At 54.3% G+C, this 23,931-nt stretch carries 25 protein-coding genes and 1 tRNA gene; 21 read left to right on the forward strand and 5 right to left on the reverse strand.

What is annotated here, in order from left to right; translation table 11 throughout:
* Positions 1-3 precede the first annotated feature (3 nt).
* A complete protein-coding gene (locus DY252_RS02750; RefSeq protein WP_064787747.1) occupies positions 4-915 on the reverse strand; it encodes an EamA family transporter in 912 nt (303 codons plus the stop codon).
* Between the two features lie 82 nt (positions 916-997).
* Here DY252_RS02750 and DY252_RS02755 point away from each other — a divergent pair, with 82 nt between their 5' ends.
* The 11 genes from DY252_RS02755 (at position 998) to DY252_RS02795 (ending at position 9,066) form a co-directional block, all read left to right on the forward strand.
* A complete protein-coding gene (locus DY252_RS02755; RefSeq protein WP_064787746.1) occupies positions 998-1,501 on the forward strand; it encodes a MarR family winged helix-turn-helix transcriptional regulator in 504 nt (167 codons plus the stop codon).
* Between the two features lie 229 nt (positions 1,502-1,730).
* Positions 1,731-3,116, forward strand: coding sequence for a tyrosine-type recombinase/integrase (locus DY252_RS02760; protein ID WP_197482546.1), 1,386 nt, complete (start codon positions 1,731-1,733; stop codon positions 3,114-3,116).
* 240 nt (positions 3,117-3,356) lie between these two features.
* Positions 3,357-3,542: a helix-turn-helix transcriptional regulator gene (locus DY252_RS22735; protein WP_064787744.1), complete on the forward strand. Its 186-nt coding sequence runs from the start codon at positions 3,357-3,359 to the stop codon at positions 3,540-3,542.
* Positions 3,539-3,754: a hypothetical protein gene (locus DY252_RS02770; RefSeq protein WP_064787743.1), complete on the forward strand. Its 216-nt coding sequence runs from the start codon at positions 3,539-3,541 to the stop codon at positions 3,752-3,754. Before DY252_RS22735 ends, DY252_RS02770 begins: the two co-directional genes overlap by 4 nt.
* A gap of 5 nt (positions 3,755-3,759) precedes the next feature.
* Positions 3,760-5,049 carry a hypothetical protein gene (locus tag DY252_RS02775; RefSeq protein WP_064787742.1) on the forward strand — a complete coding sequence of 430 codons (1,290 nt, stop codon included), beginning with the start codon at positions 3,760-3,762 and terminating at the stop codon, positions 5,047-5,049.
* 446 nt (positions 5,050-5,495) lie between these two features.
* Positions 5,496-5,909 carry a hypothetical protein gene (locus tag DY252_RS02780; RefSeq protein ID WP_129542666.1) on the forward strand — a complete coding sequence of 138 codons (414 nt, stop codon included), beginning with the start codon at positions 5,496-5,498 and terminating at the stop codon, positions 5,907-5,909.
* Entirely contained in the window at positions 5,890-6,096 is a 207-nt protein-coding gene (locus DY252_RS21980; RefSeq protein WP_165374887.1) for a hypothetical protein, read from the forward strand. The genes DY252_RS02780 and DY252_RS21980 overlap by 20 nt, the downstream gene beginning before the upstream one ends.
* Positions 6,096-7,532, forward strand: coding sequence for a terminase large subunit domain-containing protein (locus DY252_RS02785; protein WP_064787739.1), 1,437 nt, complete (start codon positions 6,096-6,098; stop codon positions 7,530-7,532). Before DY252_RS21980 ends, DY252_RS02785 begins: the two co-directional genes overlap by 1 nt.
* A gap of 21 nt (positions 7,533-7,553) precedes the next feature.
* Positions 7,554-8,291 carry a hypothetical protein gene (locus tag DY252_RS02790; RefSeq protein WP_064787738.1) on the forward strand — a complete coding sequence of 246 codons (738 nt, stop codon included), beginning with the start codon at positions 7,554-7,556 and terminating at the stop codon, positions 8,289-8,291.
* 12 nt (positions 8,292-8,303) lie between these two features.
* A complete protein-coding gene (locus DY252_RS21985; RefSeq protein WP_156518937.1) occupies positions 8,304-8,480 on the forward strand; it encodes a hypothetical protein in 177 nt (58 codons plus the stop codon).
* A gap of 67 nt (positions 8,481-8,547) precedes the next feature.
* Positions 8,548-9,066, forward strand: a complete 519-nt coding sequence (locus DY252_RS02795; RefSeq protein ID WP_082923355.1) for a hypothetical protein — start codon at positions 8,548-8,550, stop codon at positions 9,064-9,066.
* Between the two features lie 94 nt (positions 9,067-9,160).
* On the opposite strand, the gene DY252_RS02800 is transcribed toward DY252_RS02795, so the two are convergent.
* A tRNA-Ser gene (locus DY252_RS02800) sits at positions 9,161-9,250 on the reverse strand.
* A 349-nt stretch (positions 9,251-9,599) separates the two neighbouring features.
* On the opposite strand from DY252_RS02800, the gene DY252_RS02805 reads away from it, so the two are divergent.
* The 3 genes from DY252_RS02805 (at position 9,600) to DY252_RS02815 (ending at position 12,388) form a co-directional block, all read left to right on the forward strand.
* Positions 9,600-9,905 carry a hypothetical protein gene (locus DY252_RS02805; protein WP_008888520.1) on the forward strand — a complete coding sequence of 102 codons (306 nt, stop codon included), beginning with the start codon at positions 9,600-9,602 and terminating at the stop codon, positions 9,903-9,905.
* Between the two features lie 127 nt (positions 9,906-10,032).
* The gene (locus DY252_RS02810) at positions 10,033-11,034 is read left to right on the forward strand and encodes an NADPH:quinone oxidoreductase family protein (protein WP_064787737.1); all 1,002 of its coding nucleotides are present in this window, start codon (positions 10,033-10,035) and stop codon (positions 11,032-11,034) included.
* A gap of 76 nt (positions 11,035-11,110) precedes the next feature.
* Positions 11,111-12,388 (forward strand): class I SAM-dependent methyltransferase, encoded by a 1,278-nt coding sequence (locus tag DY252_RS02815; protein WP_064787736.1) that lies wholly within the window; start codon positions 11,111-11,113, stop codon positions 12,386-12,388.
* A gap of 300 nt (positions 12,389-12,688) precedes the next feature.
* Here DY252_RS02815 and DY252_RS02820 read toward each other — a convergent pair whose 3' ends face one another.
* Positions 12,689-12,898 carry a DUF1127 domain-containing protein gene (locus DY252_RS02820; protein ID WP_064787735.1) on the reverse strand — a complete coding sequence of 70 codons (210 nt, stop codon included), beginning with the start codon at positions 12,896-12,898 and terminating at the stop codon, positions 12,689-12,691.
* A gap of 168 nt (positions 12,899-13,066) precedes the next feature.
* Between DY252_RS02820 and DY252_RS02825 the strand changes: the two genes are divergently transcribed.
* The 7 genes from DY252_RS02825 (at position 13,067) to DY252_RS02855 (ending at position 21,576) form a co-directional block, all read left to right on the forward strand.
* The gene (locus DY252_RS02825) at positions 13,067-13,987 is read left to right on the forward strand and encodes a LysR substrate-binding domain-containing protein (RefSeq protein WP_064787734.1); all 921 of its coding nucleotides are present in this window, start codon (positions 13,067-13,069) and stop codon (positions 13,985-13,987) included.
* 266 nt (positions 13,988-14,253) lie between these two features.
* Complete coding sequence (locus tag DY252_RS02830; protein ID WP_064788270.1) at positions 14,254-16,149, forward strand: extracellular solute-binding protein; 1,896 nt, start codon at positions 14,254-14,256, stop codon at positions 16,147-16,149.
* A 3-nt stretch (positions 16,150-16,152) separates the two neighbouring features.
* Entirely contained in the window at positions 16,153-17,274 is a 1,122-nt protein-coding gene (locus tag DY252_RS02835) for a microcin C ABC transporter permease YejB (protein WP_064787733.1), read from the forward strand.
* A gap of 2 nt (positions 17,275-17,276) precedes the next feature.
* Entirely contained in the window at positions 17,277-18,308 is a 1,032-nt protein-coding gene (locus DY252_RS02840; protein ID WP_064787732.1) for an ABC transporter permease, read from the forward strand.
* Between the two features lie 11 nt (positions 18,309-18,319).
* Positions 18,320-19,954: an ABC transporter ATP-binding protein gene (locus tag DY252_RS02845; protein WP_064787731.1), complete on the forward strand. Its 1,635-nt coding sequence runs from the start codon at positions 18,320-18,322 to the stop codon at positions 19,952-19,954.
* Between the two features lie 170 nt (positions 19,955-20,124).
* Entirely contained in the window at positions 20,125-20,727 is a 603-nt protein-coding gene (locus tag DY252_RS02850) for a hypothetical protein (RefSeq protein WP_231959635.1), read from the forward strand.
* A 111-nt stretch (positions 20,728-20,838) separates the two neighbouring features.
* Entirely contained in the window at positions 20,839-21,576 is a 738-nt protein-coding gene (locus DY252_RS02855; RefSeq protein WP_231959634.1) for a LysE family translocator, read from the forward strand.
* Between the two features lie 283 nt (positions 21,577-21,859).
* Here the strand turns inward: DY252_RS02855 and DY252_RS02860 are convergent, their stop codons facing one another.
* Together DY252_RS02860 and DY252_RS02865 are read right to left on the reverse strand one after the other, a co-directional pair.
* On the reverse strand, positions 21,860-22,207 hold the full coding sequence (locus DY252_RS02860; RefSeq protein WP_064787729.1) for a MarR family transcriptional regulator: 348 nt from the start codon (positions 22,205-22,207) through the stop codon (positions 21,860-21,862).
* A gap of 102 nt (positions 22,208-22,309) precedes the next feature.
* Positions 22,310-23,710: a leucyl aminopeptidase family protein gene (locus DY252_RS02865; RefSeq protein ID WP_064788268.1), complete on the reverse strand. Its 1,401-nt coding sequence runs from the start codon at positions 23,708-23,710 to the stop codon at positions 22,310-22,312.
* Between the last annotated feature and the right edge of the window lie 221 nt (positions 23,711-23,931).

Below are 23,931 nucleotides of genomic sequence, written 5' to 3' on the forward strand. Positions count from 1 at the left end.
TTTTTATGTCGTGCGCGGGGCGGGTTCGTTGATCGCCGCTGGTGCTGGTTCAGCCACTGGTGCAGGCGCAGGACGCGCTGCCCGCTGACCCAGCCAGATACTGACCAGCACAACAATCACGCCTGCCATCTGAAGCGGGCTCAGGGCCTCGCCCAGAATGACCCAGCCGAGCAAAACCGCACTGGTCGGGCTCAAAAAGCCAAAGCTTGTCACCGTCGTCGGGCCAAGGCGCGCAATGCCCCGGAACCACAGGTAGTAGGTCAGGGCCGCCCCGATCAGACCAAGCCACACCAAACCGGCCAGATTGGTTACGGTCGGCACCGGGAAGCCGGGCTCAAGGATCAGGGCTACCGGGATCATCAGGATCCCGCCCGCGGTTAATTGCCAGGCGGTAAAGGTCAGCGGTGATACCGGCGGCTGCCATTTGCGGGTCATGACGGTGCCGGCTGCCATGGATGCGGCACCAAAAAGGGCGGCTGCAATGCCAATCGGATCAAGGCTGCTGGTCGGGCCAAGCACAAGCATTGCTACCCCGATCAAGCCGGAAATGGCAGCGATAATGCCCAGCATCGTAATCCCGGATCCCAGCGCAAAGCGCGCCAGAAACAGCACCAGCAACGGCTGGATCGCGCCAAGTGTCGCCGCCACACCGCCCGGCAGGCGATAGGCCGCGACAAACAGCATCGACCAGAAAACGGCAAAGTTCAGCGCGCCCAGAATAAACACGCGGGCGCGCCAGCCAGCAGGCGGTAATTGCCGCACAACAAGCAAAAGGATCAATCCGGCCGGCAGGGCACGCAGAAGGGCGACGGTCAGTGGAAAGCCATCAGGCAGCATTTCCGTGGTGACGATATAGCTGCTGCCCCAAATGATCGGGGCAAGAGCAGTCAGGCATAAATCGGTTGTTCGGTTCATGGTGGCATCTCCATTTATCTTGACATCAAGATATATTCAGAAATCTTGACGTCAAGATAAAATTCTGAAAAGACTCTAAACCATGGATAAAGTTGACCGCATTCTTGCGCAGTGGCGCCGTGAAAGACCGGACCTTGATGTCACCCAAATGGGCGTCATTGGCCGGATAGGACGACTGCGCAGCCATTTGAGTGCCGCACATGAACGTGTTTTCAAAAAATACGATCTGTCGCTGGCAAGTTTTGACGTTCTGGCGACACTGCGCCGGTCCGGCCCGCCCTATGCGCTGAGCCCGTCCGAGCTCATTGACTGGACCATGGTGACATCGGGCACCATGACCAATCGTCTTGACCGGCTTGAAAAGGCCGGGCTGATCACCCGTCAGCGCAACCCGGAAGACGGACGTGGCTTTGTCATCGCCCTGACGGAAAAGGGGTTTGAGCTGATTGATGCTGCCGTTACCCAGCATGTCGCCAACCAGCATCAGATGCTCGAGGCACTAAACCCCGAAGAGCTCGACCAGCTTGATGACCTGCTGCGCAAATGGCTGGCGGCAATTGGTTCGCAAAACCCAGGAACGGAATAATCCGGCCATGCCAATCGGTGCGGCTGTTGTCGCGGTGCCTGGTCGGTTTTTTCGGGAATTTGGTCAGTGGCAGAGAGGAGGTCTGGCGAACTGCCGTCCTAAGTTGTCTCGTTCAGTATCATAAGTATCTGTAAAACAACAATAACCATAAATACATTGTCTTATGCTGTTGCATCATGTTGCACGCAATGGTATTTCTTATGTTGGGTAATATAGCAGTTATCAAGGTGTGGAAGAGGAAGAAACCGATACCCTTGATGCTTGCCAACATAGGAAAACCGCCATGCCGAAAAAGGCCCCCGAACTGAGTGCCGCCGCCGTTCGCCGCTTGTCGTGGGGCGAGGGCGGGAAACCACGTTATCACGCCGTTGGTGGTGTGTCGGGATTGCTTTTGCAGTGTCGCCCGCCAGTATCAGAAACGGCTTCGGGTTCGAAATCATGGATTTTACGAACGGTTGTCGGTGCCAAGCGCCGTGACATCGGTTTGGGTGGTTATCCTGACGTTGGCCTTTCTGATGCCCGCGAGGCGGCACGGGAAATCAAAGCCAAGATAAAGGCGGGAATTGATCCGGTGGCCGAACGCAAGCAAGCCAAACAGGCTTTGATAAGGGATCAGGGCAAGGCGCTCACGTTCGAGCAGGCAGCGCGTACATATATAGAAGAAATCAAATCCCCCGTCCTGAAATCTCAAAAACACTTGGCGCAGTGGGCAAAAACACTTGAGGATTATGCGTTTCCAGTGATCGGCAAGCTGGGGGTTGGTGACATTGACACGGCCCATGTCGTGTCCCTGTTGCAGCCCATTTGGCAATCTAAAACCGAAACCGCGACCCGAGTACGTGGACGCATTGCAAACGTGCTGGACTGGGCAATTTCCGCTGGTTATCGCGACACTGCAAATCCCGCTGCGCTGGCCTTGGTGAAACCGCTTCTGGCCGATGCTAGTAAGTTGAAAAAGGCGAAGAAACGGCATTTCCCGGCGCTTCCTGTTGATGATGCGTTTAGGTTCATGTGTGACCTGCGAGAACGTGACACTATTACAGCAATCGCGCTACGTTTTGGCGTTCTCACAGCTTCCCGTCCGGGTGAAATTCGGAAAGCGGAATGGTCCGAAATTGATCTCAAACACCGCCGCTGGACAATCCCAGCAAGCCGGATGAAAGCGGGTCGGGCGCATGTTGTGCCGTTGTGCGAAGAGGCGGTGGCGATCCTTGGAAATATGCCCCGTATGGCTGGTTCTAACCTTGTTTTCAATGCTGCAAAGGGCGGAGCAATATCGGATAACGGAATGCGCAATGTTTTGATCCGGATGCACGATCAGGACGTTGCCAGAGGCGGGCCGGGATACACTGATCCCCAACAAGACAACGCAATAGTGACTGCACATGGATTCCGTTCCACGTTTGCAGAATGGGCCAGAAAACAAAGGGACTTTGCGGACGAAGTGTCAGAGCTTGCGTTGGCGCACGTCAATTCCGATGCAACCCGAACAGCTTATAAGCGAGACGAACTTATAGAGCAACGCGGTGCGCTCATGGCTCGCTGGGGTGCCTTCCTGAAAAATCCGCCGGTTGATGCTGATAATGTTGTTGGTCTGGAAAGGGCACGGGCATGACAAATGCAACATATTGCGCCGAAATAAATCTGATATGCCATATTTTGTGTTGACTGATGTTATGATGTAACGTAAATTCGAATTTGAAAAGGGGAGAAATCCCTTTTGGGCAGAGGTGCCCGCCGCCGCAGCGATGCGCCGGTGAAATAATGAAAGGAAATCTCGATGACGATGTGGTTGTAACGGCCACCGGTTCGTGATTCTTTTCGTGCCGGTGGTCCTTGATGAAAGGGCCTTGAAATGGCACATGTATTTGTTTCAGATAAGCAGATTGCGTCCCGGTATTCGGTGGCGCGTTCGACAATCTGGCGGTGGGTCAAAACCCGCGATTTCCCCAATCCCATAAAATTAGCAAGCGGCTGTTCGCGTTGGCGTATTGCTGACGTTGAGGCGTGGGAAAATAATAAAATCGGGGGTGCGGCATGATGGGGCGCGCGGAATTCACCCGAACCGAAATCACCCCCGGCACTTTCTTAACATTTGATCAGGTTGCGGAGAGGCTCGTTGGTTTTTCTGACTGGCCGGGAGACTTGTATCTATTCCCCGAACCTGTAAAGACCAAGGATGGCCCGAAGTGGCGAGCCGAGGATATCGCACGTTACGAAAACAGGCTGTGTGATTTGTTGGGCGCGGATTAAATGCCATGCCCAATAAAAAGGAAAACCCCGGCGCGGGTGGTGCCGCGTTCGGGGCTGTAAATTCGTATTCAGAGCAGGGCAATAATAGCGAGAACGACAACTTTTCGCAAGAACAAAACGGAAACCGTGACCGTCCTTTGTCATTGCACCACGACTTCAAACCCATCAAATCCGCTCTGTACGATCTGGTAGGGCGTAGGCTGACCGACACCGAGGCCGCGATTATTGTCGCGCTGTGCCAAAGTGGCGAGGTGTGTTCATACAGCCGCAATCCCCACCACTACAGCATGCCGGGGCGTTATCGAACCAGTCTGTATTCGCACCGAAAGGTTGCCGGTGGTATGGATCGGTTGGCCGCTGATGGCTTGATATGGAACTGGAAGCAGGAAAAGGGTACTCGAGGATGGCAAAGCACTTGCGCGGCCACACCTGAGTTGATCGAAAAGTATGCAATCGTGACTGATGGGCACGAAGCAAAGCTGATCGTTCCCCGCGAGCCTATCGTCATGCGCGATGCGGAGAAAAACCTTGTTGATTACAAGGACAACGCCAAAACCAAATCAATGCGGCGATCCCTTTGCGAATATAATGATGCGCTGAATGATACGGCAATCACAGGCGTCGATAAGGGAAGCATCCGTCGCATATTCAACGGCGATTTTAAGCACGGTGGGCGCGGTTACGCGGATGGCGGTTCGTGGCAACAGTTGCGCGGCAAAGCCACTGACGAAGACGGAAATCCGGTGCCAATGCATCTTCGACGTTCATCGGTTAAAATCAATGGCGAAGCGGTTTCGGAACTCGACTATAAAAACCTGCATCCCCGTCTGCTCTATGCACGGCTCGGCATTAACCCGCCAGCCGATTGTTATGCCGTTCCAGGCTTCCACCGCGATCTCGCCAAAGTTGCATTGCTAATCATGTTGAATGCAAGATCACGTCACGGCGCGGTTTCGGCCCTCGCTAAGAAAGATGTAATGGAAAAGACAGGAACGGCGGTTATAGCCTCTCACGAGGCCCACAACGCTGCTAACGGGGTTCTGGCAAAGCTATGCGATTTACACGAACCGATTAGCCAATTTTTCTTTACGGGAATCGGGTCGCAATTGATGGCACTCGACGGTGACATCGCACAGGCTGTTATGGATCGAATGTTGCGGGCTGGGGTGGTTGTTTTGCCCGTTCACGATAGCTTTATGGTAGCGCGTTCGAAGGCTGACCTTCTGGGCCAAATCATGATGGAAGTTTCATCCACAAAGTGCGGTATGATTATTCCCGTGGAAGCCAAATATTAAGCCCCATTTTGATCTAATTTCGGGTCATCTTTTTAAACAATATTATTCATTGTTATCAGCATCTTATCTCCTAAACGTTATACATATACCCCCATCCCTCCTACCTCTCCCTCCTCCCTGTCTATCCCCTTTCCTGATCTCTATTATTTGGCGTATTGGGCCTCATTTAACCAAACCCCAAAAAAATTGGCAAAATTGGGTTGTCTATAGATAGAGCAGGGGTGAAATACCCGTCATCACATCTCCCCAACAATCCCCAAAAACCAGTTCGACTTCTTATATGTCTGCGACTACCCGTCAATTATCAGTTATTTGGGGGTTAATTGCTCATTTACCCATTTAATTACCCAACAACCTGTTTGTGATAAGCCTCTGTTGTGGTATTATAATACCGTAATTAGGGGGTAATAACTCCCCCGTAACTGCCAGTAAACGAGGTTTCTGCAATGGCGCGTCCATATACATCACTGCCCGCTGGTGCGAAAAATCATCTTGAGGCTATGGCGGCAAATGGAATGTTGAGTGAGAGCAAGGCGGCGACTGCGTTGGGCATGCCAATCGACCAGTTTAAGCGTGTGATTGCTGATGACGCAGCCTCTAAGCAGATTTGGGAAAATGCCCTGTCCATCGAGAAAGATGAATTGCTGGGCAAGTTGTGGAGCCTTGCGGATGGGGGCGACAGGCAGGCGGCGACCACGTTGCTGGCGGTGCGGCATGGCCTCACGGAAAAGCAACCGACTGGTGGCGGTGGTGGTGTGACTGTGAATTTCACCCTGCCTGCTGCGCTTGATCCCAGCGAGTACATGAAGACCGTGCAATCAGCGCAGAAGGCCCTGCCGGATGGTGGTGCAAATGAGTGATCGGGATGGACAGCAACCCCTTGAAGCAAAGCAGGAAAACCCTGCGGAATATACCGATTTTGACGAGCCTTGCGCTTGGCCTGATCAAGACGCCTGCCGCGCACTTAATGCCGCCTTATGGACCTGCATTGGTTTCGGATTTGGTGTTGTGTTTGGCTTTGTAAACCCCTTCGGATTTGGCCTGTAATGAGTGAAATGGTTACCATTGAACCAGATAAACTAACGCCCTTGCAGGCGAAAATCATGGCGGTCCCTGATGCCTTCGATTTGGCGCTACTGGGCGGTAGGGGTTATGGCAAGACGCGCGTTGCCCTGTTGATTGCACTGCGTTTTTGTGAGCAGTACGGCAAACATGCAAAAGTTCTGATCGTCCGTCGCAGCTTTCCGGGCCTTGCTGAAATCGAAAGCGAATGCCAAACGATATTTGGGCAAATATACGGGGCCGCTGTTAAGTACAACAGCCAGAAACATAGGTTTACCCTGCCCAACGGCGGCACGATTTCACTCGACCAACTCGACCACGAAAACGACTTTGCGAAATTCCAAGGCCGTTCGTTTGGATTGATCATCGCCGACGAGGCTGGGCAGTACCCAAGCCCTGCTTTGCTTGATCGTCTGCGTTCGTCCTTACGTGCTCCAAAGGGCATTCCCACCCGTTACATTATCACAGCTAACCCCGGTGGCCCCGGTCATGGCTGGATCAAAAAACGGCACGTACTCAGGGCCGAATGGGAGCCCTATCAGGATGAGGCAACGGGCGCGTCATTCGTCACCATCAACGGTACTTTTGAATCCAATATTTTCATCGACCAAGCTGCATACGAACGCAATTTGAAAGCGTCCTGTGCGGGCGATCCTGCACTGGCTCTTGCATGGCTCAGTGGCGACTGGACTGCGATCCGTGGTGCTTTCTTTGAGTGTCTGACGGATAAATCAATGGTGGACCCATGGAAGTCTTTACCCAAGGGCGTCGGAATAGAATACGACAACTCTTTCCTTTACCAAGGCGAGGTTAAATCCCGTCATAACTGGCGGTTTTGGATTGCTGGCGATTTCGGGACCGCTGCACCTGCAATTTACCTTGCGATGGCAGAAAGTCCGGGTCTTGAACACGAAGGGATTTTCTATCCACGAGGCTCCAAAATCGTGTTTGACGAGGTGGCCTTGGCAGGCATTGACGATCCATCCCAAGGCCTGTTGATGACCGCCCCCGAACAAGCCGCCAGCATAAAGAGCATGACCGAGCGGTGGGGTATCCGGGCCGAAGGGGTTTTGGATGACGCATGTTTCGCCAATGTGGGTTCACAGGATGGCACGATTGCCGATCAGTTTCGTAAAGCTGGTGTGCATTTCCGCAAAGCCAAAAAAGGTTCGCGCCTGTCTGGGTGGAATGAACTTCGGACGTTAATGAGCCAAGCAGGACAGCCTGACGTTCCGGGCCTCTACATTACCAAGAACTGCCAATATCTGTGGGAGACCCTTCCAAGCCTTCCACGTGATCCGCGTAACCCCGAAGACCTTGATACCCGTGCCATCGACCACGGCGCAGACGCACTTCGCTACGGGTGCCTACGCCGCGCCCCTATTCTCACCACCGGCATCGGTTACGCAACCGCCCGTTAACACCCCGAAAGGAATACCAAAATGGCAAATGCAATGAACCCGGCACGACGCACCAAGCGTCACCCGTCACTGACTATGACCCGTAATTCGATTATCGAAATGAAGGCTGGGGAAAAGTGGAAAAATGACCCGGACATCAATATCGCACGGCAAGCCCACAAGCGGTACATTGAGGCCATGGACGCTATCGCCAATATGATCAATGCGCCGGACCCGCTCCTGACCCCTACGGCCAACCGTGCCCGTCTTGAGGCTGCGGGCAAAAAGGCCATTGAAACCGCGTCAAAATCTGCCGAACGGGCGAGTTCCTTTTTGAAGAAACGTATCGAGGCACTTGGCGACATTGCTGATGAACGTCTTGGCTTGAAAAGCACCAACCCCCAAGCGGCTGAAATCCGTTCTATCTTGCGTGGAATGGAAAACAAAGAAAAGCGGGAAGTATTCAGGGATGCTATTGCAAGTGAAGATAGTGATCTTATTGGCGCTGTTCTTTCCGCAACCAATCCTTTGCTTTTGGGGGTTGACAAAGCACAAATGAAACGCTGGCGTGATGAAGCTGAAAGCGGTTTGTTGCCTGACCTTGTGCAATTCCGCGACGCTGCGGAATATACTGTTGATTTGCTTGATGACAGTTTCATTCAGTCGGTAAAGCTGATGGATCAGGTTACGGGCACACCAGATGAAGTCAGTGCGGATCAGGCGGCGATTGACGCGGCACGTAAAGCTGAGGCTGCTTTGAGTGAAGCACTGGCAGACTAACGGGGGACAGTCATGGAAAACGACCTGATCGGATTTGAAACCGTGATAGACAAGATCAAAGGCTGGCCCACTGAGGGGGATAGCTTCCCCCGCCCTGCCTCACGGGATGCCAATGGCAGACCGCTTTGGAATAGGGCAGAGATTGAACAATTTGCGCACCGCTTGCACGGTATTCCATACGCCAGCTAATCGTGTTTTTGCTTTTTGTGGTGTATGATTATTGTGGCGTTCAACTCAAAGTCATAGGTGGGGAAAAATGGGCAACATCTTAAAAATGAACAAATTGATTGCGGGAATATTTCTCGTTTTCCTGTCTGGGTGCGCTAACACAATCGGCACGGCTCCCCAAGAAGGGTATTCCGGTTTTGATGACGCGAGGATTGTTAATTTGCCGCCGCATGGCAACGCATGTACGGGCTGGGTCTGCACAGGCCTTGGAGCGCAATGGAGCGATGAGCACCCAGATCAGGCGTTACTTATCGTCACGGTGTTTAACGACACTACAGCGGTTACGGGAGCGTTGCTCAATATCGATGGGGAAAAAATAAGGTTGGACCCGAGCCAAGCCTCCACAAGTTTCGATTCCGAAGTGATTGCAACATCAAGCAAAGCATATCTGGTGCCGCTGAGTTTGATCAGACGGATTGTTGACGCAAAGCGTGTTTGGATGCGTGTCGAAACCCCGTCCGGTACTATCGAAGATGCGATAATTGATGGATCAACTGATAGTAAATCCTATCACGCACTGAAGCGCTTTTTGGCCGCGATTGGGTAAATAGTAAGGTCAGCAGCCATCACTTTTACGATGATGGGTACAATTGCGGTTATCGCAAAATGTGCTTTGTAAGTCATTGAAATATAAGGGAATGTGGCAGAGAGGAGGGGATTCGAACCCCTGAGGGGCTTACACCCCAACACGCTTTCCAGGCGTGCGCCTTAAACCACTCGGCCACCTCTCCACATGCGATCTTTGATATATCGCGAAAGCGGGCGGACATTAGCCGAGACGCCCGCGCTTGACAAGGCCCAATCAGCCTCTTTTTTCACTTTGCGCAAATCCCACTGATTGGCCTGTAAAATCGCCTGTGTTTCGGACATTCAATCGCCGCAAACCCTTGGTAAACGGGGCGTTGTCGGCATCTTTACTTCTTGTTGATGTCTGATCCGTAAGGTTTGGTGTCAGGTGTTTGCAACTCATGGGTAATGTTTTGTTATACAAATGCATCCCTTTACCCTGTATGTGCAAACCATTAGGCTTTTTGTTGTTTTTCTAATATACCGACCCTGACAGGTCGCTTGGAGCGGATAATGTGGTTTTTCCGGGCGTTGGGATGGTTACTGCTTTTTGCCAGCATTGCTGTGCTGGTCGATGATTCCATTACCGCGCTTCAAACAGGAAGTTTTCGTCTGGTCGCCGCCGGCGAGCTCTGGTATCGCCTTGATACCGGCAGTCTGAACCTGTTGCAATCCGTCATCCAGCGCTACATTTCCGTTTGGGCATGGGACACCATCTTTGTCCCGATCCTGTTGGCGCCGGCCCTGGTTGTCTTGTTTGTGCCATCCGCCATCCTTCTTCTGCTGACCCGCAAGCGCAAGCGTCAGCGCATTTTCTGACCTCCCGTTCGCCAGAGCTCTTCACTTAACGGGGTATTGCCCGGTTTAGCCCTTTGTCGCCTTGTCTGCACGCGGTGCAGTCGGCACACTGCCGATAATCAGGATAACAATAGGCAGGAAAACCGGAATGAAGGCATGGGTGTGCAACGCATTTGGCGAAGTACCGCAATGGGTGGATGCCTCTGATCTGGCGCCGTCGGTGCTGCAACCCGGTCAGGTTCTGATTGATGTTGCCGCCTGCGGGGTCAATTTCGCCGATACCCTGATCCTTAAGGGCAAATATCAAAAACGTCCCGAAGGTCCCTTTTCCCCCGGCTTTGAAGTCAGCGGCACGGTGCGTGCCGTCGGCGATGGTGTCAGTAATGTCAAACCCGGCGATGCGGTGATGGCCATGCCCGATTGGGGCGGTTACGCCGAACAGGTCGTGGCTGATGCATGCCTTGTCATGCCGCTTCCCGACGGTGTTGATTTCAACAGCGCAGCAGCCTTTCAAATCGCCTATGGCACCAGCTGGTTTGCATTGAAGTATCGCGCCGATGTCAAGCCGGGTGAGATTGTGCTGGTCCATGGGGCTGCTGGCGGGGTCGGCCTGACGGCGGTCGAATGCGCCAAGCTCTTGGGCGCAACCGTGATTGCCACGGCCGGTGGGGAGGACAAATGTCAGATCGCGCGCGACCATGGTGCGGATCATGTCATTGACTATAAATCCGAAAACATCCGCGACCGGGTGCGCGAAATCACCGCAAGCCTTGGCCAACCCAAAGGTGTCGATGTTGTTTATGATCCGGTTGGCGGTGATGTCTTTGATCAAAGCCTGCGCTGCGTTGGGCCTGGTGCGCGCATGCTTCTGATCGGCTTTGCCAGCGGCACGGTGCCGCAAATCCCGGCCAATATCCTGCTGGTCAAGAATGTCACCGCAATCGGTTTTTATTTCGGTGCCTATCTCGAACAAAATCCCGATGTTGCGCAATCGGGCATGGCAGAACTGCTGGCGCGCCTGAAATCCGGGGCAATCCGGCCGATGATCTCGGCTGTTTATCGCCTCGAAGATGCGATGGATGCCCTGACGGCCATTCGTGATCGCACGGCGACCGGCAAGCTGGTGATTGATTGCCGTCCAAACAGGTAAATAGGCGGATTTCAATACACACATTGCTGGTATAGGATGAGCCCGTCCCAACCACTTCTCTGCCGGAAATCGCCGAATGCCCGACGACAAAAAAAGGCCCGATCACGTCCAGTCTTCCGCAAAGACCCGTGATCAGTATGAAACCTATCCCTATCCGGCCCGCAATCCTGAGGATGAGGACAAGCGTCTGATCACCGGATCACCGGGCAACTGGGACGAGGTCGTCCATTTTGTATTTGGCGGGCGCGATCCATCGGCACAAACCAAAAGTGGCAAAATCAAAATCCTTGTTGCCGGCGGGGGCACCGGGGATGCGTTGGTGATGCTGGCCCAGCAGGCGCGAGACCGCAAGGCCAAGGCCGACATCGTCTATATCGATCTGTCCGAAAGCTCGCGCGCCATTGCCGAGGCGCGTATCAAACGCCGCAGTCTGGAAAAGAACGTCACGTTTGTGACCGGGTCCTTTGTCGATCTGGCATCTGAGTACGGCCCGTTTGACTATATTGATTGTTGCGGGGTGCTTCATCACCTGCCTGATCCCGATGCCGGGCTCAGGGCACTTGCCGATGCGCTCAAACCCAATGGCGGCATGGGCCTGATGGTCTATGGCGAGTTGGGCCGCCAGGGCGTCTATCACATGCAGGAAATGATGGAACGCCTCAATGCCGAGGCGGGCGGGGCCAGGCGCCTTAATTTCGGCAAGGCACTGTTTAATTCACTACCCGGGACCAACTGGCTCAAACGCAACCCGTTTGTCGGTGATCATATCCATGGCGGTGATGCCGGGTTTTATGACCTGTTGTTGCATCAACAGGATCGCGCCTATCGCGTCGACGAGGTGTTTGATTTTGTCGAGGCGGCCGGTCTGCGTCTGCAAAACTTTATCGAACCGATGCGCTATGACCCGACCACCTATTGTTCGCGCCATGATGTGCTGGACAAGGCGATGCACGTGCCGTTTCGTGAACGCGCAGCCCTTGCCGAATTGATGGCAGGCAACATCACCAAACACACCTTTTATGTCGTCAAGGCCAAGAACAAGGTCAAACCACCGGTCCCGTCGCCCGAACTGATCCCGACCTTTACCCGTGTGGATGGCCCGTCACTCGCCCGTTCGGTTGCCAAGACCGGCAATATCAAGATCACCTTTACCGGCCTTGCTGTGACCCGGACCATGCCCTCGGCGTCGCCGGCGATCCTGTCGCGCATTGATGGCAAACGCTCGATTGGTGAAATCTACGAACTGTTTGATCCCAAACCCGAAAAGTTCGAATTCAATGCCCAGTTCGCCGTGATGTATTCCGTGCTCAATGCTGCAAACCTGATGTATCTGCGCCATCCCGCCAAAAAATAGTCTGCGCCGCCATTTCCGGATGTGCGAAAAAAAAATGTCGGTCACAGGGGGTGCGACCGACATTTAAATACGCACTTTCCAGCGGGGGGAGCTGGAATTGCGCTCAGGGATTAGTAGGGTCAGAACCAAATTAACTGGTTCTGACCCTAAAGCCTTATTTAAGGCTGATGCCTTTCCACGCGTCCATCAGGGCTTCAATCAGAACCTGAAGCGGGAAGGTAATTGCGCTGTGAAGCGGCGATACGTTGTTCTGCATGACAGAATACTCAGTTGGTGCGCTTTCGCGCGGGTTAAGTCCGGTTAGGCTTTCCAGAACGGCTTGGCGGCTTCGCGTTTTGCGTCATAGACGGTCCAGCCGATATCGCGCAGCATGTGTGCGTCCATACCGGCCAGTTTCTGACGCAGGTCGTGGCGTTTGAGCCAAGTGCGCGCCAAGTCCAGCAGGCTGGTGGCAGTGTGGTTACGGCGGGTGGCGACAAATGCGCCAGCTTCTTTGGTGATAGCAACCATGATTCTAATCCTCTTTAAATCAGGCCTGCTCTCAGCGATTCAGCGGCCCGGGCATCCACGATGCGTCTGTACTAATCTCGTTAAACCCAGAGTTACCCGAAAAAACACTTGCGCTCAAACCACCTTTTGTCATCATTGCATGAGTTTTAATCATGCAAAGTCATTGTCATGAAACGCCGTCCATTGCCGCTAAATGCGCTCCGTGCCTTCGAAGTGGCCGGACGTCTTGAAAGTTTCACCAAAGCGTCACATGATCTTAACGTGACCCAAGGGGCGGTCAGTCGGCAGGTGCAGCATCTTGAGGAAGTTCTGGGTCGTCAGCTGTTTGAACGCCACCACAGAAGCCTGCGGTTGACGCGCGCCGGTCGCAACCTTCTCGAAGCCCTCACCCCGGCCTTTGACGCCATCGAAGACGCGGTTGCCAAGGTCGAAGACCGTGCCGATGACACCCACCTGTCTGTTTCGGCACCGCTGACATTTTCCATGCGATGGATCGTGCCGCGGCTCGGGCGGTTTCAGATGGAATATCCTGATTTTCAAGTCCAGTTGGGCACCTATAGTGACGATCTGGCATCGGTTGACTTCAACGAGGTCGATATCGCCATCCGCTTTGCCGATCATGGCAATGAACAGCTGGTGCATGAATTTCTGACCGGCGAACGGCTGTTGCCGGTCTGTCATCCCGATCTGGCCAAGCAACTCAAAGCGCCAGAAGACCTGGCGGGTGTGACGCTTCTGCACTGCTCAGCCCAGCGCGAAGACTGGCGCATCTGGCTTGAAGGAACCGGTATCAAGGGGGTGGATGGCACCAAGGGGCCGGTTTTTGCCACCCTTGATATGGCCATGGAGGCCGCGGCAAGTGGCTTTGGGGTGGTGGTGTCCGATCCGGCCATGATCGGAGAATATGTTGTGACCAATCGCCTGACCGTGCCGTTTGATCTACCGGTCGACAGTCCTTATGCCTATTCGCTGTGCTATCCGCGCGGGCGTCTGGAACGGCGCAAGGTCAAGGCGTTCCGTGACTGGTTGATGTCAGAGATCAAGCTTGAAACCGCGCGGCGAAAACTGACGCAAAAAGATGCGCGATAAACCAAACTCACGTGAAGGTGCCTTGAAATTGAACGATTTAACGGTGACTATCAGGTGGTTCTAGTGTGGCATCATTCACAAACAACGTGGGCAGGGGGCATCGCGAAGTGACCGTCGATTGCGCCGCGTGGATTAAGTCCACATAATAGTAGATTAAGTCCACATAATGGAACAATGATCAGCTTGCATCAGGGAAAGACGACAATCACATGATTTCGTATGCAGCCAGCATGACAATGCCGGGCCGGGGACGGTTTGGCGTGGCTATGAAAACCATCCTTTTTGCCAGTTTACTGACTGTCTTTTCGGTTCTTGCGCCCTTGCATCAGGCACATGCACAGGATGGCGACAAACCGGTGATTACACCGGCACCCACCGTGGCCGTCGACGAGGCCGATCTGGCGCCGCTGACCACCCGCTCACACGGTATTTCGCTGTATGGTGATCTGAAATACGGGCCGGACTTTCATCACTTTGATTATGTGAACCCCGATGCGCCGAAGGGCGGCACGTTGGTGCAATCCTCCATCGTTGCCTTTGATACCCTTAATCCCTTTACGCTCAAGGGCAATCCGGCTGCGGGCCTTGGTCTGATCTATGACAGCCTGATGGTTTCCAGCGCGGATGAGCCCTACGCCATGTATGGCCTGATTGCCCATTCGATCGAGGTGCCGGACGACCGGTCCTATGCCATCTTCCATCTTGATCCGCGTGCGCGTTTCCAGGATGGCAGCGATATCACCGCCGAAGACGTGGTGTTTTCCTACGAAGTGCTGGTCGAAAAGGGCAGTCCCGTCTACCGCCAGTATTTTTCCCAGATCGAAGGGGCCGAGGTGATTGACGAACTGACCGTCAAATTCACTTTCAAGCCAGGCAACAATCGCGAAACACCGATGACCGTGGCGGGCATTTCGATCATGCCGAAAAAGTTCTGGGAAGGTAAGGACTTCGCCAAAACCACCTTTGAAATTCCAGTCGGCAGCGGGGCCTATAAGGTTGCCAGCATCGAAGCTGGCCGACGCATCACCTATGAACGGGTCAAGGATTACTGGGCGGCCGACCTTCCGGTCAATCGCGGGCAGAACAATTTCAATACCATCCGCTATGACACCTATCTTGATATGGAAGTGCAGCGTCAGGCATTTCTGGCTGGCGAATACATGATCCGGTCCGAGCATTCATCGCGCGACTGGAACACGGCCTATAACACGCCTGCGGTCCAGCGTGGTGACATCCAAAAGGAATTCATGCCTGATCATTTGCCAACTGGCATGCAGGCCTATGTTCTGAACGCGCGCAATCCGCTGTTTGCCGACAAGCGCGTGCGCCGCGCGCTGCAATACGGGCTCGATTTCCAGTGGCTTAATCGTGCAATGTTCTATGGGGCCTATCACCGTACCGACAGTTTCTTTGCCAACTCCGAACTGGCGGCGACCGGTATTCCGACCGGTGCTGAACTGGCACTGCTTGAACCCTATCGCGATCAATTGCCCGAAAGGTTGTTCACCGAACCCTATAAGTTGCCAAACTTTGATGCCCCGAACGGCCGCCGTGAGGCCCTGCGTGAATCCATGACGCTTCTGAACGAAGCAGGCTGGGAAGTACGCGACAAGGTTCTGGTCAACAAGGAAACCGGGCAGCCTTTCCGGTTCGAGCTGATCATTCGCCAGCCGGGGCTTGAAAAGATCGCGCTGGTGGTCAAATCGCGCCTCAAACAGCTTGGCGTGGAAATGGATATTCGCCTGATTGATACCGGCCAGTGGGTCAATCGTATTCAGGCCTTTGATTTCGAAGTTACCACCCATTGGTGGACGCAATCCCTGACACCGGGCAACGAACAGCGCGTGTTCTGGAGCTCCGAGGCCGCCGATCAACCCGGCTCTCGTAACTTTGCCGGCATCAAGGATCCGGTGGTCGATGCGATGATCGAAAATGTGGCATCTGCCGACAGCTGGGAAGAACTGGTGGCTGCGACCCACGCACTGGATCGCGTACTTCTGTGGGGGAATTACGTCATTCCGCAATGGTATCTGGGTGGGGACCGCATGGTCTGGTGGAACATCTTTGGTCGCCCGGACACGGTGCCGCTTAAGGGGATGTCGATAATGCGCTGGTGGATTGACCCTGAAAAGGCCACCAAACTGCAGATGGGGGGATTCTAGGCCATGCTGAACTATATCATTCGGCGTTTGCTTCTGATCCCGGTCACGTTGTTTGGCATCATGTTGTTGAATTTCGCGATCATCCAGTTCGCCCCCGGCGGCCCGGTCGAACAGGTGATCGCCCAGCTTCAGGGAACGGCTGTTTCATCAACCGCGCGCATTACCAATCAGGGCGGCGACAGCGGCGGGGGTAGCGGATCAGGCGCATCCTCGGCATCTGGTAACAACTTCTCATCGACGTCCAACTATCGCGGCGCGCAGGGGCTTGATCCCGAAGTCATCAAACAGCTGGAAGTACAGTTCGGTTTTGACAAACCGGCCCATGAACGCTTCTGGATGATGATGAAGAACTATCTGACCTTCGATTTTGGCCAAAGCTATTTTCAGGACCGCGATGTGGTTGATCTTGTGATCGACAAGATGCCGGTTTCGATCTCGCTAGGCATCTGGTCAACGCTGATCATTTACATCATCTCGATCCCGCTGGGCATTAACAAGGCGGTGCGCGATGGGTCGAACTTCGATATCTGGTCGTCGGCTGCGATCATTGTCGGCTTTGCCATTCCGGGCTTCCTGTTTGCCGTCATGCTGATCGTGGTGTTTGCCGGTGGGGCCTATCTTGACTGGTTCCCGTTACGCGGGCTGACATCGTCAAACTGGGAACAGCTGTCCTTGTGGGGCAAGATCGTTGATTATTTCTGGCACCTGACCCTGCCGATCATTGCCCTTACGATTTCGGGTTTTGCGACGCTGACGATGCTGACCAAGAACTCGTTCCTTGATGAGATTAACAAGCAATATGTCGTGACCGCCCGTGCGAAGGGGCTGACCGAAAAACGTGTGCTTTATGGTCATGTTTTCCGCAACGCCATGCTTTTGATCATTGCCGGGTTCCCCAGTGCACTGGTTGGCATGCTGTTTACCGGCTCGGTCCTGATCGAGGTAATCTTCTCGCTTGATGGTCTGGGCCTGCTTGGCTTTAACGCGGTGATGACGCGTGACTATCCGGTGATGTTTGCCACGCTTTATTTCTTCACGCTTTTTGGTTTGATCATGAACCTGATCAGCGACCTCAGTTATCACTTTGTCGATCCCCGGATCGACTTTGAAGCGCGGGGGAACTGATCATGATCCGTGCTGTATTCTCACCGCTCAATCAGCGTCGCATCTCGAACTTCAAGTCCAACAAGCGCGGCTATTGGTCGCTTATGATCTTTACCCTCCTGTTTGTTATTTGCCTGTTTGCCGAACTGGTCGCCAATGACAGACCGATCTTCGTCAAATATGGCGACGAATGGTATGTGCCGATACTCTCGGACCACCCTGAAACCGCCTATGGCGGGGATTTTGATGTCGAGACCGATTTCTATGATCCCTATATCGAAGGCAAGATTGCCGAAAACGGTTTTGCCATCTGGCCTTTGATCCCGTTTTCCTATGACACCATCGATTTTGAAATGCGTGAACCGCAACCGGCCCCGCCGTCGACCCGTCATTGGCTGGGAACGGATGAGTTGGGGCGTGATGTTCTGGCCCGCCTGATTTATGGCTTCAGGATTTCGATCCTGTTCGGTCTGGCGCTGACTGCAATCAGTTCCGTGATCGGCATTGCTGCTGGCGCGGTGCAGGGCTATTTCGGCGGCTGGGTCGATCTTGGGTTCCAGCGCGTGATCGAAATCTGGTCGGGCCTGCCGCAACTCTTCATCCTGATCATTCTCGCCAGCCTGTTTGCGCCGGGTTTCTGGACGTTGCTGTTCATCCTGGTGCTGTTTAGCTGGATGAGTTTGACCGGTCTGGTCCGTGCCGAATTCCTGCGTGCGCGTAATTTCGAATATGTCCGGGCTGCGCGCGCACTTGGCATGACCGACACCCGGATCATGTATCGTCATGTTTTGCCGAATGCGATGGTGGCAACCATCACCTTCCTGCCGTTCGTGTTGAATGGCTCGATTGTGGCACTCACCTCGCTTGACTTCCTGTCGCTTGGCATGCCGCCCGGCTCCCCGTCCCTGGGCGAGTTGCTGTCACAGGGCAAGAATAATCTTCAGGCGCCATGGCTTGGCTTTACGGCCTTCTTTGCCATCGCCACCATGCTCAGCCTTCTGATCTTTATCGGCGAAGCGGTGCGTGATGCCTTTGATCCCCGCAAGACATTTTAAGGAGTAGGACAATGACAGAACAATCTGCCCATCAGCCGCTCCTGACCATCAAGGACCTGTCGGTCAAATTCGCCGATCTGACGGCGGTAAAGGATGTGTCCTTTACCCTTGATCGCGGTGAAACCATGGCGCTTGTCGGGGAAAGTGGTTCTGGCAAATCGGTCACGGCCCTGTCGATCCTGCAATTGCTGCCCTATCCGCGCGCCAGCCACCCGTCAGGCTCGATCATCTTTGACGGGCAGGAAATGGTCGGGGCCAAGGAACGCACCCTGCGCAAGATCCGTGGCAACCGCATTTCCATGATCTTTCAGGAACCGATGACGTCATTGAATCCGCTGCACAATATCGAAAAGCAGGTGGGCGAGGTATTGTTCCTCCACAAGGGCCTGCGCGGTGCCAAGGCACGGGCGCGGATTCTTGAATTGCTGGAACTTGTCGGCATTCCAGATCCGGCGTCACGGCTGAAAGCCTTGCCGCATGAACTTTCCGGCGGGCAGCGCCAGCGCGTGATGATCGCCATGGCGCTTGCCAACGAACCGGAATTGCTGATTGCCGATGAGCCGACCACGGCCCTTGATGTCACCATTCAGGCGCAAATCCTTGAACTGCTCAAGGATTTGCAAAGCAAGCTTGGCATGGCATTGCTGCTGATCACCCATGATTTGCAGATCGTGCAGAAAATGGCGCAGACCGTCTGCGTCATGAAAGACGGCAAAATTGTCGAGGCCGGGAAGGCGCGCGCCCTGTTCGATGCACCCCGGCATGACTATACCAAAAAGCTGCTATCGGCGGTGCCAAGTGGCGAAGCCCCGGCCTTGCCTGAAAACGCGACAGAACTGCTTGAAACCAGCAATATCCATGTACAGTTCCCGATTGGCCGCAAGGGCATCCTCGGGCGGCCCGATCATTACCTGAATGCGGTTGATCAGATTTCGCTGACCCTTAAGCAGGGCGAAACGCTTGGCATCGTCGGTGAAAGTGGATCGGGCAAGACCACACTTGCCATGGCGATCCTCAGGCTTCTGAAATCAACCGGTGACATCCGCTTTGCAGGCCAGGACATTCGCGATTTTTCCGGTGGCGATTTGCGCAAGCTCCGCCGCGATATGCAGGTGGTGTTTCAGGATCCGTTCGGTTCGCTCAGCCCGCGGATGTCGATCGCCCAGATCGTTGGCGAAGGCCTTGAAATCCACGCGCCCGACCTGTCTCAGGCCGAACGCGAAGCCCGCATTGCCGAGGCGCTTGACGAAGTCGACCTGCCGCAAAATGCCATGGATCGTTATCCGCACGAATTTTCCGGCGGCCAGCGTCAACGCATTTCGATTGCCCGTGCATTGGTCTTAAAACCCCGCTTTATCGTACTTGATGAACCGACATCGGCTCTTGATATGTCGGTACAGGCCCAGATCGTCGAACTGCTGCGTGATTTGCAGGCACGCCATAAGATGGCATACTTGTTCATCAGTCATGACCTGCGCGTTGTGCGTGCATTGTCGCACCGTGTCATGGTCATGAAGAACGGTAAGCTGGTCGAAAGCGGGGCGGCTGCCGATGTGTTTGATAACCCGCAACAGCCCTATACCAAGGCGCTGCTGGCCGCGGCCCTTGATCTCAAAGCAGCCGGTAAGGAATTTGTCAGAAACTAGGGGCAGCATTCCTGATCGAGATCGGGTACAACATATGAAAAGGCAATAATAACAGGACTATAAAGGCAGGTTTAAGGTTGAATATGTTGTCACGTGCGATCAAAAATCGAACCGGACATCGTCTTTGCGGCCATGTGCTGATCATGGCTCTGTGCTTTGCTGTATTTTCAATGGCGATCCCTTCGGCCCGCGCCAGCACGGCGTCCGCGGACAAAGCCAATACCGAAGAACCCAAAGAACCAGCCGTTCCTGAAATACCCGATACGGTTGTTGTGCCTGATCCGGTGTCGCTGACGATTGTCTTGCGAAAAAGCGGCACCATTCGTCAGATCGTTTTCAACATCTGGCTGGAAGCCACCAACAGGCAGGCTGTGGACGTTATCGAACAACGCCTGCCCAAGGTCATCAACGCCTTTCTGGTCGATCTGCAACGCCTGATGTATCGCGATACCGAGCAACGCTTTGAAAACCGCGAACCGGGAAAACGCGGCTTTAAATATACAGCCCCCGGCCTTCTGCCGCCGCCGCCCCCCAAGACCGAGGAAGAACTCGCCGCCGAGGCCGAAGCCGCCAAGCTGGCTGAGGAAAATGGCGAGGAAATTGCCAAGGAACCACCCTTCAGTCCGTTCCAGCCGGTCTCGAACCGCTATTTCGCGGCCTTGCAAAACAAGCTTCTGCGCACCGGTCAGGGCGTTCTGCCACCCGATACCCTGCGCTCGGTCCAGATCCGCATGTTCTATGACTTCTGGCCGGGTGACGTTAAGCCGCGCTAAGTCATCTTCAGAAAAAACATCCAGGATAACGAAGCCGGATGATGTGTTCGGATATCGTGCATGGGCTTGTGCCAAATCGGCACTTGTCCCGACGTCGCACTGTGATATCCGATGGCCAACACCACCGGAGTTGCCCCAAACATGTCCTTTGAAATCTGGCTCAGTTTCACCCTGCTTGTCTTTCTGGTCGTGATGTCGCCCGGACCCAGCATCCTGATCGGCATGTCGCATGCGCTGCGTTATGGTGCGCGCCCGACCTTGATGACGGCCTTGGGTGATGTCACCGCCAACATGATCCAGATGCTGATTGCGGCCCTTGGTTTGGGGGCCGTCCTGGCGACATCGGCAACTGCCTTTGCCATTGTCAAATGGTGCGGTGTTGGTTTTCTGCTCGTCATCGGTTTGATGTCATTCCTTCGCAAGCCCAGGGGAATCAGTATCAATACCGGTATCGAAACGAATAATCAGGCACGGTTTGAACCGGCAAACGGACTACGCCTGTTCCGTGAAGGCTTTCTGGTCGCGGCGGGAAATCCCAAGGCGATTGCCTTTTTCGGGGCGCTGTTTCCGCAATTCATTGATCCCGGCCAGCCCCTCACACCACAGCTCCTAATCCTTGGCGTCACCTTCGCGACACTTGATTACAGTTTCGTAATGATTTACGCGATGGGGGCTGCAAAACTGATGCCCTGGCTGGTGCGCCGCGGCGGCAATAACGTCATCGCACGGTTGTCAGGTGGCGTTTTGATCGTCGCTGCGGGGCTTTTGGCGCTGATTGAGGTGCCCGAAACCATGGCCGACACCCACCAGGTTCCGGCACAGGCGATAAACCATCAACCGGCGCCATAACGTCGTTTTGCCCGGTCTTTTGTATTAGAATTCCTGATAAGCAATTGATATCATATGGAAAAACAGAACGTGCATAACACGCTGATTGGCGCACATACAAACCAACTGGTCTGTATATAGCGATTTTTTGCCATATCAGATTTGCTGCATTTAAAATGGGGAAGTTTTGCTGCCCTAATTGACCGATTTTGCGAAACGTGGCCTTGGAAACGGGCGTTGGGCATCAATTACGGACTGGCTTCAGACGCTTGTCGATTTGCTTTTGGTTGTTTCTGGGGCCGGATTATTCGCTCTCGAGACCCGCACCGACGATGATATCGCCAAATTCACGCAGGAAGACCGATCCCTTGACCGTCCGCTGCACCAGAACTGAACGGCGATCTTCTTCATCGACCTTGCGTTTGACCATGCCAAGCGAGCTCAGGCGATCAAGCGCACGGGTAATAGCCGGTTTGGAGATATTCAGCGCCTCGGAAAGGCCGCGCACCGTATGCGGCGCCGGGGTCAGGTAAACGCTTAGCAACAAGGCCATCTGTCGGGCCGACAGGTCGGGGGAATCCCGACGCACACTCTCAACAATCGCGATACGCCAAAGGTCAAGCGCCTGAGACGGTTTGATCTCGATCGACATGTTCGTGCCCAACAATTTATTTGTTACGAATACGTAATCTCTACCTGACCCCTGCCATGATGTCAAAGGCCTAATTACCAAAAAATTGAATTTACGGTTAGTTTACTTACCGTAACGATCCTTGATCAGCTTGAAGGCGGCCCGGATGCCCTGTGCTTCGCCGCCGGTCGGGCGACCGGGACGGTCAGACGGGTTCCAGGCCATCAGATCGATATGAGCCCAGCTTTTGGCCCCCTCGGCAAAGCGATCAAGGAACAGGGCAGCAATGATCGCCCCGCCAAACGGGCTGCCGGAAATGTTGTTCATGTCAGCCGCCTTGCTATCAAGCTGGCTGCGATAATCATCCCACAGCGGCAAACGCCACAGCGGATCATTTTCGGCCATCCCGGTTTCCATCAACCCATTTGCCAGATCATCATCATTGGAAAAAAGGGCCGGCAAACCAAGACCAAGCGCAACACGTGCCGCCCCGGTCAGGGTCGCGAAATCAAGCAGCATGTCCGGGTCTTCTGATGCCGCCTCGGTAAGGGCATCGGAAAGCACGATGCGTCCTTCGGCGTCAGTATTGCCCACCTCGACCGTGATCCCTTTTCGGGTTTGCAAAATGTCACTCGGGCGATAGGCCCGACCCGATACCATGTTTTCAACTGCCGGGATCAGAACGCGCAACCTTACCGGAAGGTCGGCCGCCATGATCATACGCGCCAGGCCAAGAACCTGTGCCGAACCGCCCATGTCCTTTTTCATCAAAAGCATGTTGCTCGATGGCTTCAGGTCATAGCCGCCGGTGTCAAAACACACCCCCTTGCCCACCAGCGTGATTTTCGGCGCACTTTCATCGCCCCATGTCAGGTCGATCAGGCGCGGCGCACGATCACTGCCATGCCCGACGGTGTGAATGGCCGGGTAGTTTTGCTTAAGCAGGTCTTCCCCGACAATCGCACTGACCTTGGCACCAAATTCCGCGCCAAGGCCGCGGGCGGCTTCTTCAAGCTCGGCCGGGCCCATGTCATTGGCCGGCACATTGATCAGGTCGCGTGCAAGGCCGATGCCGCGTGCAATATTCTCCGCCCGCTTGGCGGCCTCAATGTCATGCAGGGCGATTTTGGCGCGCTTGTCCTTTTTACCGTCATCCTTGCGATAGCGATCAAACCGATAGCCGCCCAGATAAAGCCCAAGGGCAGCCTTTTCATAAAGATCATCCTTGCCTGTCAGATCATCTGAAAGCGCATAGGTCCCGACCGGAAGCGCGTTTGGCAAACCGGCAAAATCCCAGATTGCCTTGGCATCATCAACATAACCAACCAGAACGGTGCCAACCGCGCCGTCTTTGCCGGGAAGCAAAAGCTGCGTGCCGCGCTTGCCCTCAAAACTGTTGGCGGCAATCCACGACTTGGTTGCGTCGGGCTGCTGGGCAAGCCAGCTTTCAAAATCGCTTTCGGCAATCGGGGTGATCGGGGTCGGCTTGGCAGAAGGATCGTTGGCGATGATGTGGTCGTACAATTTAAGGCTTCCCTGCTGGTGACGGGTGACGGTCGACTGAAAGGGCAGCGGCCAAAGACCAACTGCCCAACCAAGACGAACCGGCAATATGTGTTCACAAGATATGTGACCCGATCTTACGGCTGCCATCCCCCGCGGTCAAAACTCATTCACATAATCGAACACTGCTTTGTGCTTAAAGCCATGCTTGAACGTCTGGCTTGAACACAGCACCCAAAGGC

Origin of the sequence: Thalassospira indica (assembly GCF_003403095.1) — a bacterium.
In the GTDB taxonomy this organism is placed as follows: domain Bacteria; phylum Pseudomonadota; class Alphaproteobacteria; order Rhodospirillales; family Thalassospiraceae; genus Thalassospira; species Thalassospira indica.